The sequence below is a fragment of the Mesorhizobium ventifaucium genome, assembly GCF_935822925.1.
GTDB classification, from domain to species: domain Bacteria; phylum Pseudomonadota; class Alphaproteobacteria; order Rhizobiales; family Rhizobiaceae; genus Mesorhizobium; species Mesorhizobium ventifaucium.
The window spans coordinates 16,571-28,914 of sequence record NZ_CAKXZS010000018.1; the positions used below are offsets into that span (position 1 = coordinate 16,571).

The 12,344-nt window shown below is 62.1% G+C and carries 9 protein-coding genes and 1 tRNA gene; 9 read left to right on the forward strand and 1 reads right to left on the reverse strand.

Going from position 1 to position 12,344, the window contains the following annotated elements; genetic code table 11:
- The first annotated feature begins 130 nt into the window (after positions 1 to 130).
- The 9 genes from NMG70_RS16145 (at position 131) to NMG70_RS16185 (ending at position 11,918) form a co-directional block, all read left to right on the forward strand.
- A complete protein-coding gene (locus tag NMG70_RS16145) occupies positions 131 to 391 on the forward strand; it encodes a hypothetical protein (protein ID WP_254016826.1) in 261 nt (86 codons plus the stop codon).
- A gap of 330 nt (positions 392 to 721) precedes the next feature.
- Positions 722 to 795 (forward strand) — tRNA-Cys (locus NMG70_RS16150).
- 105 nt (positions 796 to 900) lie between these two features.
- Positions 901 to 1,569 (forward strand): protein-L-isoaspartate O-methyltransferase family protein, encoded by a 669-nt coding sequence (locus tag NMG70_RS16155; protein WP_254025470.1) that lies wholly within the window; start codon positions 901 to 903, stop codon positions 1,567 to 1,569.
- 186 nt (positions 1,570 to 1,755) lie between these two features.
- Positions 1,756 to 3,156, forward strand: coding sequence for a TolC family outer membrane protein (locus NMG70_RS16160; RefSeq protein WP_254025471.1), 1,401 nt, complete (start codon positions 1,756 to 1,758; stop codon positions 3,154 to 3,156).
- Between the two features lie 215 nt (positions 3,157 to 3,371).
- Complete coding sequence (locus NMG70_RS16165; protein ID WP_254025472.1) at positions 3,372 to 4,247, forward strand: PopZ family protein; 876 nt, start codon at positions 3,372 to 3,374, stop codon at positions 4,245 to 4,247.
- Positions 4,248 to 4,628: 381 nt separating this feature from the next.
- Positions 4,629 to 7,412, forward strand: a complete 2,784-nt coding sequence (locus NMG70_RS16170; protein ID WP_254025473.1) for a valine--tRNA ligase — start codon at positions 4,629 to 4,631, stop codon at positions 7,410 to 7,412.
- A 435-nt stretch (positions 7,413 to 7,847) separates the two neighbouring features.
- On the forward strand, positions 7,848 to 9,095 hold the full coding sequence (locus NMG70_RS16175) for an OmpP1/FadL family transporter (protein ID WP_254025474.1): 1,248 nt from the start codon (positions 7,848 to 7,850) through the stop codon (positions 9,093 to 9,095).
- Positions 9,096 to 9,370: 275 nt separating this feature from the next.
- The gene (ilvD, locus tag NMG70_RS16180) at positions 9,371 to 11,095 is read left to right on the forward strand and encodes a dihydroxy-acid dehydratase (protein WP_254025475.1); all 1,725 of its coding nucleotides are present in this window, start codon (positions 9,371 to 9,373) and stop codon (positions 11,093 to 11,095) included.
- Complete coding sequence (locus NMG70_RS16185; protein ID WP_254025476.1) at positions 11,082 to 11,918, forward strand: tetratricopeptide repeat protein; 837 nt, start codon at positions 11,082 to 11,084, stop codon at positions 11,916 to 11,918. Before ilvD ends, NMG70_RS16185 begins: the two co-directional genes overlap by 14 nt.
- A gap of 81 nt (positions 11,919 to 11,999) precedes the next feature.
- Here the strand turns inward: NMG70_RS16185 and NMG70_RS16190 are convergent, their stop codons facing one another.
- Positions 12,000 to 12,290 carry a hypothetical protein gene (locus NMG70_RS16190; protein ID WP_254025477.1) on the reverse strand — a complete coding sequence of 97 codons (291 nt, stop codon included), beginning with the start codon at positions 12,288 to 12,290 and terminating at the stop codon, positions 12,000 to 12,002.
- Between the last annotated feature and the right edge of the window lie 54 nt (positions 12,291 to 12,344).

Below are 12,344 nucleotides of genomic sequence, written 5' to 3' on the forward strand. Positions count from 1 at the left end.
CACGATTTCTGGCAATCATGTGCGCGCGTCCTCATATGAGCCGTCTGGCGGGGTGCGCGGAACCGAAAAGGCGGTTGCGGCTTTCGCCAGCTGATGCTTTTACTTTGCCCGAACGGACCACTAACCAGACATGAGCGCAGCAAGCCACAACCACCCTCCGGCACGGAAAATATCGGTTTTCGGCCGTCAGTTCACCATGCCGCGCTCGCGCGGCCTCAGGATTGCAATCGGCGTCGTGCTGATCTTCGGCGGCATTCTCGGCTTTTTGCCGATCCTGGGCTTCTGGATGATTCCGATCGGGCTGCTGGTGCTCTCCTACGAGTTTGCCGTGGTGCGCCGCCACCGGCGCCGGCTCGTCGTGTGGTGGGAACGGCGGCGGCGGCCGAACTGACGGGTTGCACCGCAGGGGCAAGCTTCCGTGAAGGGGCCTCTTTCCGGCTCGACTAAATCTGGCCAATGCCCGAAGCGCTTTTTCCGGCCCTTGCAGCCCTGCTTAAGAATGGCGGATCTTCTGCTTACCCTATGTAAGGTCCAGGTCCCGGGCCTCCCTTTGCCCTACTCCGTACTTAACAATTAACTAATATCTTAATTGCAGGATGCGTATCGATGATTCGATGCGTGGCATCATGGCCGAGGGGAAACCGTCCGGAATGCACCATGGCCGCTTGACGGCATTTTCGCCGCAACCTATTGGAACCGGGTGGAACGCCGGGAGCAATGAGGCCTCGTGGCGGAGTGGTTACGCAGAGGACTGCAAATCCTTGCACCCCGGTTCGATTCCGGGCGAGGCCTCCATTCTCAAGCGCTGCGCGTGCCAGCGCCAGGGGCGCTTGAGTTCCGGTCGAATGCGCCGCGGTGTTGGCGCGGCAAGCAGTTTGGTTTGGGCAGATTGGTTGGAACATGAGCGCTGATTTTGCCGAACGCCGGGTGAAGATGGTCGACGGCCAGATCCGCACCACCGACGTGACCAGCGCGCCGCTGCTCGAGGCGATGCTTGTCGTGCCGCGCGAAGCCTTTGTCGCGCCCGATCAGCGCGATCTGGCCTATATCGACGAGGACATCCGCATTGCCAATGGAGCGGACGGCCCGCGCTATCTCATGGAGCCTTCGCCGCTGGCCAAGCTGATGCAACTGGCTGAGATCGGCCCTGGTGATTCGGCGCTCGATGTCGGCTGCGGCACCGGCTATGCGGCGGCAATCCTGTCGCGGCTGGCAAAATCCGTCGTTGCGCTGGAAAGCGATCCGGCATTGGCCGAGACCGCGATGTCGACGCTTTCGGCGCTGGGCTGCGACAATGTCAGCGTGGTCACGGGATCGCTGCCGGAAGGCCATGCCGCGGGAGCACCCTACGACGTCATTTTCATCGGCGGCAGCGTGGAGAAAGTGCCGGAGGCGCTGCTCGACCAGCTTGCGGAAGGCGGTCGGCTTGTCGCCGTCGAGGGGCAGGGGAATTCGGGCGTGGCCCGATTGTTTCTGAAAACAGCGGGGGTTGTAACCGGACGAGCCGCCTTTAATGCGGCAATTAAGCCACTACCGGGATTCGAACGTATTCGTGCGTTCGAGTTCTGAGTGATTTTGGCTTGCAGCAAAGCCGTTGTCATGTTCGCTTGCGCTTGAACAATCGTTGCTGATCCGCACAATCGGGGTTTTCTTTTGGGGGCTGACAGCAGGGAACCTGAAACACACCGCGCCGGCTGCTCGAATGGGAGAAGCCGGCGCGGTGTGGTTCCCATGCAAAACGAATGAGGGAATAACGTGCCGTCTTTACGCAAGAACCTTTTTGCCGCTGTCCTTGTTTCCGCGACCGCGCTTTCTCCAGTGGCCGCCTCGGCGGAAACCATTCTTGGCGCACTTTCAAAAGCCTACCAGAACAATTCCCAGCTCAATTCAGCCCGCGCCGGCGTCCGCGTCACCGACGAGAGTGTCGCCATCGCCAAGTCCGGCTGGCGTCCGGTCATCACCGGTTCTGCGGACATCGACTTCTCCAGAAGCCATTTCGATCCCCGTAGCGGGTCGAGTCGAGACCTTTCGTTAACCACCGGCAACTTCGGCGTCCAGATTGACCAGACGCTGTTCGACGGCTTTCAGACCAGGAACAACGTCGCCGCCGCCGAATCGCAGGTCCGCGCCTCGGTCGAGAGCCTGCGCAACACCGAAGAGAACATTTTGTTCAACGCCGCAAGCGCCTACATGGACGTGATCCGCGATCGGCAAGTGGCGGTGCTGACGGAACAGAACCTGCAGTTCCTGACCGAGCAGGCACGCGCGGCGCGCTCGCGCTTTGAGGTCGGCGAAGGCACCCGCACCGACGTTGCGCAGGCCGATGCCGAGCGCTCCTCCGCAGTGGCGGAACTGGCCGCCGCCCGCGCGCAGGCGCTGGCGAGCGCTGCGACCTATCGCCAGATCGTTGGCGACGAGCCAGGCAGGCTCAGGGCCGCTTCGCCGCTGGCGAAGCTGTTGCCGTCGAACCTCGATGCGGCGATCGCGATTGCATCCAGCGAGCACCCGGCCATCCTCGCCACCCAGCACCTGGTCGACGCGGCGGCGTTTTCGGTGAAATCGGCTGAAGGCGCACTTCTGCCGCAGCTTTCGGCGTCCGCCGGCGTTTCCAGCGCCTTTCGCAGAACGGCTCCGGGCTCCGCCGATACGGGGAACGATGGCACAACCAATTCGGCCAATATCGGCGCCACCTTGACTATACCGATCTATTCGGGCGGGCGGACGTCGGCGATAGTGCGCCAGAATAAGGAATCGCTTAGCCAAGCCCGGATCGAGGTTGATGTCAGCCGCGACACCGTGCGGCAGGCCGTGACCTCGGCGTGGACGCAATATACCGCCGCTCAGCAAACCGTGGTGGCCAACAGGCAGGTGATCGCCGCCGCGCAGCTTGCCCTGAGCGGCGTCATCGAGGAGCGCAATGTCGGCCAGCGCACCACGCTCGACGTTCTCAACGCGCAGGCCACGCTCATCACCGCCAAGATCAACCAGGCCGCCGCCGAACGCGATTTGGTGGTGGCGAGCTATGCCATCCTGTCAGCTATTGGTCGTCTTTCGGTCGATCGTCTCGCCCTTCAGGTAGTGAAATACAGGCCCGAAGAACATTACAATGCGGTCAAGGACAAGTGGTTCGGCCTGCGCACGCCAGACGGCCGCTGATCACCTCACCAGTTTCAACTTCCGTCCAGTTTCAAGCTATTTAGAGCCCGCGCGTCCAAAAAGGACGCGCGGGCTCTAATCTGTTGAAATCCAACATGCCCTCAGATTGGGGATTCTCGTAAGTCGATCCGTGGGTTACGCTGTTGCCATGATTCGAATCCGGCTTTGGCCGGACAGGAAATCTGCAACGAGTCACAAGGGCGGCGGATGTGACGATGGCGACGGCAAGCAGCGTACAGCGCGAACCTTCCATGGAGGAGATACTGGCTTCCATCAGAAGGATCATCGAGGACAACGACACCGGCCGCAAGCAGCCGGACGAAACGGATGACCTGCTGCAGGATCTGACGTCGGTAGCTGTGCCGGCACCGGCGGCAGGTGGGACGCCGCCAGCGGGAGGCGGGGCGCCGCCGGAGGTAGGCGCGTTTCGCGCCGAGTTGCGTCCGGGATTCGACGCCAGGAGGCCGGCCACGCTGACCGAGGTGCAGCCGCAACCGTCGGCCGTCGAGCCCGTCAACGCGCCGGTGCGTTCCGATCCGGCGCCGGTCAAATCGCCCGTGCCGCTTGCTGGTGACAGGGTCGCGGCCGAAGCGGCCCCGGCCGCCAAGCCGGAGCCGGATGCGCCTGCGACGGCAAGGGTTGCGGAGACGACCGACAGCATCGTTGCCGGGTGGCGGCGTGATATCGCCGCAGTCGGCGAAGCGAAGACCGTGGCCAAGCCGGACAGGGCCCCAGACAGGGCTGAGCTGCGACAGACGCCGGACGCCGAACCGAAGGCCGAGGTTTTCGAGGATGCGGCCGAACCTGCTTTCGAGCCGGCCCCGCCGCGAAGCGGGTTGGCGCGCCCGGCGACGAGCGAGGCACCGTCCGCTCGTCCGGCGATACTTTCCGAACATACGGGCCGGCAAGTTGCCGCCGCCTTCGGCGAGCTTTCCGATGCGTTCGCCAGCCGCAGCAAGAAAACCTTCGACGAGATGGCCGAGGAGATGCTGAGGCCCATGCTGCAGGACTGGCTGGACAACAATCTGCCGATGCTGGTCGAGCGGCTGGTGCGCGAAGAAATCGAACGCGTAGCGCGCGGCGCGCAGTAACTGCTTCCAAGCGCTCGATCGGCCAATTGTCGAAGTCGGCGCCGCCCCTCATCTGCCTGCCGGCATCTTCTCCCCGTATAGGGACGGGGAGAAGGGGCTGTCGCAACCTGGGCACCCTCCTGCAACGCTTGAGATTGGCGAAATCCTTTGAGAAGGCGTCTTTCTCCCCGTCACTATACGGGGAGAAATGCCCGGCAGGGCAATGAGGGGCAGCGCAAACCTCTAAGCGATAGCCCTGCGACGCTCACTTCTGCAAGTTGCCCCGATCTGCCCAGGCGCTATTTGCTGGCATGGCCGTCTGCCGCTCGCTTGCGGTTGACTTGCCAACTGCCTTCCGATTTACACCAAACCCAACAATCCCGACAGCCCGGACGCCTTCCCATGCTCGAAAAAATCTACGACGCAAAAATCGTCGAGCCGAAGATCGCCAAGGTCTGGGAGGAGGCCGACGCGTTTCGTGCCGGCGCAGGCGCCGAGGAGGGCGCGGAAGCCTTCACGATCGTCATCCCGCCTCCGAACGTCACCGGCTCGCTGCATATGGGCCATGCGCTCAACAACACGCTGCAGGACATTCTGGTGCGCTTCGAGCGCATGCGCGGCAAGAACGTGCTGTGGCAGCCCGGCATGGACCACGCCGGCATCGCCACCCAGATGGTGGTCGAGCGCCAGCTTATGGAGAAGCAGATCCACCGCCGCGACCTGACGCGCGATGAGTTCATCGAAAAGGTCTGGGAGTGGAAGGCCGAATCCGGCGGCGCGATCTTCAACCAGCTGAAGCGGCTGGGGGCCTCGGCCGACTGGAGCCGAGAGCGTTTCACCATGGACGAGGGTCTGTCCAGGGCGGTGCTCGAAGTGTTTGTCACCCTCTACAAGGAAGGCCTGATCTACAAGGACAAGCGCCTTGTGAACTGGGACCCGAAGCTGTTGACTGCGATTTCCGACCTTGAGGTCGAACAGCAGGAGGTCAACGGCAATCTCTGGCATTTCCGCTACCCCGTCGAGGGCGAGGTTTTCGATCCGGAAAATCCAAAAACCTTCATCACCGTGGCGACGACGCGCCCCGAGACGATGCTGGGCGATACGGCGGTGGCGGTGCATCCCGACGACGAGCGTTTTCGGCATCTGGTCGGCAAGAACCTCGTCCTGCCGATCGTCGGCCGCAAGATCCCGGTGGTGGCGGACCAATATTCCGATCCGGAGAAAGGCAGCGGCGCGGTCAAGATCACGCCAGCGCACGACTTCAACGACTTCGAGGTCGGTAGGCGCCACAAGCTGCCGGCCATCAATATCCTCACCGTCGAGGCGGCGGTCGCCCTCACGGACAATGACGACTTTCTCGCCGGGCTGGAGGTAACGCCCGAGCGTCAGGCCGTCTGGGATGAACTCAACGGCCTCGATCGTTTCGTCGCGCGCAAGAAGATCGTCGAACTGATGGAGGAGGGCGGCTTCCTCGAAAAAGTCGAGCCGCATCGCCATGCGGTGCCGCATGGCGATCGCGGCGGCGTGCCGATCGAACCGTTCCTGACCGAACAATGGTATGCGAACGCGGCGGAGCTCGCCAAGCCGGCGATCGCCTCGGTGCGCGAGGGCCGCACCAAGTTCGTGCCGAAAAACTGGGAGAAGACTTATTTCGACTGGATGGAGAACATCCAGCCCTGGTGCATTTCGCGCCAACTCTGGTGGGGACACCAGATCCCGGCCTGGTACGGGCCGGACGGCCGCATCTTCGTCGAGAAGACCGAGGAGGAAGCGCTGGCCGCCGCAATCGAATATTATCTGGCGCTGGAAGGGCCGTGGAAGGCGTGGGTCGAAGACAAACTCGAAAATTTCAAGCCGGGCGAGATCCTGATCCGCGACGAAGATGTGCTCGACACATGGTTTTCCTCGGCGCTGTGGCCGTTCTCGACACTCGGCTGGCCGGACCAGACGCCGGAGCTGAAGACCTACTACCAGACCGACGTGCTGGTAACCGGCTTCGACATCATCTTCTTCTGGGTCGCTCGCATGATGATGATGGGCCTGCATTTCATGGGGGAGGAGCCATTCCACACCGTCTATGTCCATGCGCTGGTGCGCGACAAGAACGGGCAGAAGATGTCGAAGTCGAAAGGCAACGTCATCGATCCGCTCGATCTCATCGACGAATATGGCGCCGACGCACTGCGCTTCACGCTGACGGTGATGGCCGCGCAAGGGCGTGACGTGAAGCTCGATCCGGCTCGTATCGCCGGCTACCGCAACTTCGGCACCAAGCTGTGGAACGCGACGCGTTTTGCCGAGATGAACGACGTCGCGAGAAACGACGATTTCTGGCTGAACGACGCCAAGCTGGCGGTCAACCGCTGGATCCTGACCGAACTGACGCGCGCCGCGCGCGAAATCACCGACGGCATCACTTCATACCGGTTCAACGAGGCTGCGGGCGCGGCCTACCGCTTCGTCTGGAACCTGTTCTGCGACTGGTACCTGGAACTGTTGAAGCCGGTCTTCATGGGCGCGGACGAGGCTGCCAAGGCCGAGAGCCGGGCTTGCGTCGCCTTCGTGCTCGACGAGATCTACAAGCTGCTGCATCCGATGATGCCGTTCATGACCGAAGAGCTGTGGGCTGAGACATCGGGCGAGGGCAAGGAACGGCCGTCGCTGCTTTGCCATGCCGCGTGGCCGTCGCCCGACTTCGAGGACCAAGCAGCGGCCGCCGACATCAACTGGCTGATCGATCTGGTCTCAGGCATCCGCTCTGTGCGTTCGGAAATGAACGTGCCGCCGGCGGCGATCGCGCCGCTGATGGTGATCGGCGCCAATACCGCAACCCGCGAAAGGCTTGAGCGTCAGGCATCGGCCATCAAGCGACTGGCGCGGGTCGGCGACATCTCGCTTGTCGATACGGCGCCCAAGGGCTCCGCCCAGATCGTGCTCAACGAGGCCACCATCTGCCTGCCGCTCGGCAGCCTGATCGACCTTGCCGCAGAGGCGGCGCGGCTGCAGAAGGAATTGGTCAAGGTGACCGAAGAGATCGCCCGCCTGCACAAGAAGCTGTCCAACGACAAATTCGTCGCCAACGCGCCGGAAGATGTCGTCGAAGCCGAGCGCGAAAAACTCGCCGAGCATCGCGAGGCGCAAGAGAAGCTTTCGGTAGCGCTGACACGCGTGCGTGAAGCCGGTTGACCCATCTGTGGTATTTGAGAATCGAATGGGCTGAGGAGCGGATTGGCCAAACCGGCTTCCGCTTCTTGGGCGCCTGATGCTCAGGATTCGCGAGTCCTGCGAACTCGCTTTTCGGGCGGCTTCCTGCACTAAAAATAGGCATTCCGCAGCGTTAATCTTGACGTAAAAGGAATGTTTTAGCCCCATTGTTGCCATAATGTAACAATGGGGCCTCGTCTTCGCAAAACATCTCGTTTTGGCGTCGTTCCAGGCAAATTTTCTGAATTTTTTGTCGATTTGCAGCCAAACGAGCCGCTTTCCGGCTCTGCTGTGGAGCTGTCACTTTGTCTGAAATGCGGTCGGTGGAGGCGTACATGTACGCATCGAGAATTCGTTGTTGCGCCGTTAACCTGAATTGGGTCTAGCTTAGTCCATTCGTACTAGGGGAGGAGATTCATGAACAATTTGCGTCTAAAAGCGCTGCTGGGGGCGGGGTGCTTTTCGCTGTTGATGTCAGGCGTTGCCAACGCTGGCGGCTTCGACCGGGGCGGTGTCAACATCGACCAGTTGTTCGATGCCGCGCCATATTCGTTCGACGCCGGCGTCACCTATGTCTCGCCACAGCGCACACTGAAGAATGTGCAGCGCCTGGATTCCCCGCCAAACCCGGTTGCGTTGTCGTCTTCGTCAGTGGATGTCGGCGGCGACTATGCGGTGCCGCGCATCGGTATAAAGGCCAATATTTTCGAACCAGTGGATTGCCTCGCGACTTATACGGAACCGTATGGTGCGGAGGCAGACTTCGGAATGAACAACGCCTATTCGCCATCAGCGGTCGAATACTACGTCAGAACAAATGATTTCGGCCTAACCTGCTCCTACAAGGTAAATGTCGGCAAGGGCACCTTCCGGTTTATCGGCGGCGTTTCCTACCAGGAGGTCGATGCGTTTCTGTCGCGCCAGACACTGCTGGCCTTCGGCAATACCGGCCTCGGCAAGTTCCAGCTTTCGGATGAGGCATGGGGTTGGCGCGTGGGTGCCGCCTATGAAATTCCCGAAATCGCCTTGCGCGCAAGCCTGGTCTACTCTTCGAGCTACAAATATGACGAACTGTCGGGAACCGTCGACTCGACCGGTTTCAGGGGCGCCTTTCCGGCGGATCTGGTTCCAGGCTCTACCGGGGTGTTCCCTGTTTCCGCCTCGGCCGAAATACCCCAAGCTGTGGAACTCAAGCTGCAGAGCGGCATAGCGCCTGGCTGGCTGGCGTTTGGTTCTATCCGCTGGCAGGAATGGAGCAAGCTTGGCATCATTCCGATCCAAGGTGTCCGCAGCCCTGTAACCGGCGGCATACCTGGCTCCCCAGACTCGCCCGTTTCCTTCGACCTGCTTTATCGCGACGGCTGGACGGTTTCGGGCGGCATAGCGCACAAGTTCACCGACCAATTATCGGCCGCGGTTTCGCTGACCTGGGATCGTGGAACCTCGACGACCTCCGGCTATCAGTCGGACACCTGGTCCGTGGCCAGCGGCATTTCCTATTCGCCGAACGAAAAGATCGAGGTCAGACTTGGTGGCTCGATCGGTGTTCTGACCGGCGGATCGTCGACCTTCACCGGTGCTGGCGACACCGCAAATGCCATCACCTACACATATGACGATGATTTGCTCCTTGCCGGCTCAGCTTCGGTTAAGGTAAAGTTCTAAACTTCTGTTTTCAATAGCAAAAGGCCGGGCGATGCCCGGCCTTTTTGCTCGAGGGGCTTCCCGGCGACCAAGCGGCGTTGCAACGACGCCGCTTCCCTCTACCTCACGCGATCGTGATGTTTTGGCAACAGTTTCTGAACAACCCTCGCGCCACGACGGCGCCCGCCGACATTGCCTACTTCCCGCCATAAACCCGGCGCACCTCCAATTCGTCTCAGGGCACGCGCTAAGGCTCGGCATGGGGCAGGTCGCACCGCCCGCGGCAAGGGAAGAGTATGAACGCCAGAGTCATCTCCAAGGCCAAGCTGCCCAGCCGCTATGTGACCGTCGGTCCGGCGCGTGCGCCGCACCGCTCCTATCTCTATGCGATGGGCTTGTCGGCGGCCGAGATCGCGCAGCCACTGGTAGGTGTCGCGAGCTGCTGGAACGAGGCGGCACCCTGCAACATCTCGCTGATGCGCCAGGCGCAGGTGGTCAAGAAGGGCGTCGCCGCGGCTCACGGCACGCCGCGCGAATTCTGCACCATCACCGTCACGGACGGCATCGCCATGGGCCACCAGGGCATGAAATCGTCACTGGTGTCGCGCGAGGTCATCGCCGATTCGGTCGAACTCACCATGCGCGGCCATTGCTACGATGCGCTGGTCGGCCTTGCCGGTTGCGACAAGTCGCTGCCCGGCATGATGATGGCCATGGTACGGCTCAACGTGCCGTCGATCTTCATCTATGGCGGCTCGATCCTGCCTGGTTCCTACAAGGGCCGGCAGATCACCGTGCAGGATGTGTTCGAGGCCGTCGGCCAGCACTCGGTCGGCACGATCGGCGACGCCGAACTCCTCGAAATCGAACAAGCCGCCTGTCCGTCGGCCGGCTCCTGCGGCGCCCAGTTCACCGCCAACACCATGGCCACCGTCGCCGAGGCCATCGGGCTGGCGCTGCCCTATTCCTGCGGGGCGCCGGCGCCCTATGAGATGCGCGACCGCTTCAATTTCGCCTCCGGCGAAAAGATCATGGAGCTGATCGCAAGGAATATCCGCCCGCGCGACATCGTCACTCTGAAGGCGCTGGAGAATGCGGCGACCGTGGTCTCGGCCACCGGCGGCTCGACCAACGCAGCGCTGCATTTGCCGGCGATCGCGCATGAGGCGGGGATAAAGTTCGACCTGTTCGACGTCGCCAGTATCTTCGAGAAGACGCCTTATATCGCCGACCTGAAGCCGGGCGGCAAATATGTCGCCAAGGACATGTTCGAGGCCGGCGGCATTCCGCTCTTGATGAAGACGTTGCTCGACCACGGCTACCTGCATGGCGACTGCCTGACCGTGACCGGCCGCACTTTAGCCGAAAATATGGAGCACGTTGCCTGGAATGATAGCCAGGATGTGGTCCGTCCCGCCAACCGACCAATCACCCGAACGGGTGGCGTCGTGGGCTTGAAGGGAAACCTTGCCCCCGAAGGCGCGATCGTGAAGGTCGCGGGCATGTCGGAGCTTAAATTCTCTGGTCCGGCGCGCTGCTTCGATTCGGAAGAGGAATGTTTCCAGGCGGTTACGGATCGCAGCTACAGCGAAGGCGAGGTCCTCGTGATCCGCTACGAGGGACCGCGCGGCGGTCCGGGCATGCGCGAAATGCTATCGACGACGGCGGCTCTCTATGGCCAGGGCATGGGCGGCAAGGTGGCTCTCATCACCGACGGGCGTTTTTCGGGCGCGACACGCGGTTTCTGCATCGGCCATGTCGGGCCGGAAGCCGCCGTGGGTGGCCCGATCGGGCTGCTCAGGGATGGCGATTTGATCTCGATCGACGCGGTGAACGGCACCATCGAGGTGGCGCTGTCCGACACCGAACTGGCGACCAGGGCAAAGGCATGGAAGGCGCGCGCGACCGACTATCAGTCGGGCGCGATCTGGAAATATGCACAAACGGTAGGGCCTGCCCGCGATGGGGCGGTCACCCATCCCGGTGGTGCGAGAGAAACACATTGTTATGCGGATATCTGAGTTGCTGAGGTTGTCTGTCTTTTCGGCACTGGTCGCGATCGCCACTTTTGGCGCGACCTTGGGCGCCGCGGGCCAGGCCATGGCCTTCGACGACAAGGTGTTCGACGACAAGACCGGCGTGAAGCCGCAGTCCAGCCCGTGGGCGGTGTTCCAGTTCGGCTTCTCCGCCTATAAGAACGGCCGCAAGGAGCAGGCTGCTGAGGCTTATAAATACGCGGCCGAAAACGGCCAGATCGGCGCCACCTGGAAGCTGGCGCGCATGTATGCCGAGGGAGACGGCGTGGAGCGTGACGACTACGCGGCGTTCAAGTTCTTCAGCGAGATCGTCGATCAGGACGTCGAGCCCGGTTCGCCGGAAGAGAGCTATGTCTCGGATGCGCTCGTGGCGCTCGGCGACTATCTGAGGAAGGGCATCCCCGGCAGCCCGATCAAAGAGAACGAGGTGGCGGCCCAGGAGTACTACATGCGCGCCGCCGCCAACTACCGCAACCCGAATGCCCAGTTCGAGATGGGCCAGATCTTCCTGAATGGCAAGGGCGGCGTCAAGGCGAGCATCAAGCAGGCCGGACGCTGGTTCCAACTCGCTGCGGAAAAGGGCCATGCCGGCGCGCAGGCGACGCTCGGTCACCTGCTCTTCCAGAGTGGCAAGATCGTTCGGGGGCTGGCGATGATGACCGCGGCGCTTGAACGGGCCGCGCCTTCCGACCAGCCATGGATACGCGGCATGCAGGAAGAGGCGTTTGCCGCCGCGGGCGAGGCTGACCGCCGCACCGCGATTTCGCTGGCCGACGACATCCTCACCAAGGGTGGCGGCGACCAGTAGTCACGAAGCCAGCACGAAGCCAACAGCCAGGAAAGACTGGGTCAATTGTCAGCAAGGTTGGGGATCTCGAAAAAGTCGAGATCAATTCTCGGTCGGTTTCGTCGGAACCAGACCGGACTCCGGCGTTGAAATCGGCGTGGCCGGCGGCGCTAGCGTGGTTTTAGGACAATCGTCCCGGATTCTTGTCCACGACGTGTTGTTGAGCACCATGTCGCAGCGGGCGAGATGGCTCCGGCCGGAAAGCGTCAGGCAGGCGACCTGGCCGATCTGGAATGACGTTCCGTTGGCCAGGCATGCAGGATCGGCAAACGCCGACGTCGCCGCGAGGGCGAGCGCGGCGGCACATGAGCAAATCGCAAACCTGGTCGTCATCCTGAACCCCGGCCGAACCCGGATTGCAGCGGAAACCCCGATTGTGGCGATATG

Bases quoted from the DNA above. Each gene is read 5' to 3' on its own strand.
- ilvD (WP_254025475.1), top strand. From the start codon at position 9,371: ATGAACGCCAGAGTCATCTCCAAGGCCAAGCTGCCCAGCCGCTATGTG.
- NMG70_RS16165 (WP_254025472.1), top strand. From the start codon at position 3,372: ATGGCGACGGCAAGCAGCGTACAGCGCGAACCTTCCATGGAGGAGATA.
- NMG70_RS16170 (WP_254025473.1), top strand. From the start codon at position 4,629: ATGCTCGAAAAAATCTACGACGCAAAAATCGTCGAGCCGAAGATCGCC.
- NMG70_RS16145 (WP_254016826.1), top strand. From the start codon at position 131: ATGAGCGCAGCAAGCCACAACCACCCTCCGGCACGGAAAATATCGGTT.
- NMG70_RS16175 (WP_254025474.1), top strand. From the start codon at position 7,848: ATGAACAATTTGCGTCTAAAAGCGCTGCTGGGGGCGGGGTGCTTTTCG.
- NMG70_RS16155 (WP_254025470.1), top strand. From the start codon at position 901: ATGAGCGCTGATTTTGCCGAACGCCGGGTGAAGATGGTCGACGGCCAG.
- NMG70_RS16185 (WP_254025476.1), top strand. From the start codon at position 11,082: ATGCGGATATCTGAGTTGCTGAGGTTGTCTGTCTTTTCGGCACTGGTC.
- NMG70_RS16190 (WP_254025477.1), bottom strand. From the start codon at position 12,290: ATGACGACCAGGTTTGCGATTTGCTCATGTGCCGCCGCGCTCGCCCTC.